At 67.5% G+C, this 895-nt stretch carries 2 protein-coding genes; both read left to right on the forward strand.

Annotation, left to right across the window (positions count from 1 at the left end):
* Positions 1-381 (forward strand): hypothetical protein (locus D1646_RS22455; RefSeq protein ID WP_160638535.1); only part of this gene is annotated, 381 nt, incomplete at its 5' end.
* A partial coding sequence (locus D1646_RS22460) for a phage minor capsid protein (protein ID WP_160638536.1) occupies positions 381-895 on the forward strand: 515 nt, incomplete at its 3' end. The genes D1646_RS22455 and D1646_RS22460, both read left to right, overlap by 1 nt.

An 895-nucleotide genomic window follows, 5' to 3' on the forward strand; every position in this document is an offset into this window, starting at 1 on the left:
GTGGAGGCGGCGGAGCGCACCGCCACCGAGGTCACCTCCTCCGCCGGGGACTACAACCTGACCATTATCGACTTCCAGCAGATGTTTGAGGCTGCGGTCCGGGAGGCGGCGGGGCTGTGCGGCGTGCTGGGGCGGCTGTACCATGTGCCCGGCGCACACGACATCGCGCCAGAGGATATTTCCATCGACTGGGGCAACGGCGTTCTCTACGACGAGGACAAGACCTGGGCCGACTACAAGGACATGGTGGCCCGGGGACTGCTGAAGCCGGAGATCGCCCTGGGCTGGCGGTTCGGGATGCCGGCGGAGACGGAGGCGGACCTGGCGGCCATCCGGCAGAAGTACATGCCCCAGCTCCAGCAGCAGGCGGATGGTGAATAATGCTCACGCCGGACCAGATCAGCGCCCTGGAGGAGGCCGCGAGAAAGATAACCGGCCCCGTCAGCGAGTACCTGATCCAGGACATCGCCCGGCGGGTGGCGGAGGCCGGGCAGCTCACCAGTACCGCCCAGTACCAGGTGTGGCGGGCCCAGCAGCTGGGCGTCTCCCAGCGGGAGCTCAAGAAGGAGCTGCGCCGGCGTCTGGGGTTGTCCCACCGGGAGATACGGCGCATTCTGTACCAGTCCGCCCAGTCCGGCTATGACCTGGACGTGCGCCGGTTCCCCTACGTCCAAGCCCTGCCCTTCGCTCAGAACGCCTCCTTGCAGCAGATCGTGGCCGCCGCCGTGGAGCTGGCCCAGGCGGATTTTACCAACCTGACCCAGACACTGGGCTTTGTGACCCCGCTGGGCAGGGCGGAACCGCTGACCCGGGCCTACATCACCACCTGCGACTTCGCCTTTCAGCAGGTGGTCACCGGGGCGGCCAGCTACACCGAGGCCATCCGGCAGGCCAC

This window comes from Pseudoflavonifractor sp. 60 (assembly GCF_009911645.1).
Classification (GTDB): domain Bacteria; phylum Bacillota; class Clostridia; order Oscillospirales; family Oscillospiraceae; genus Lawsonibacter.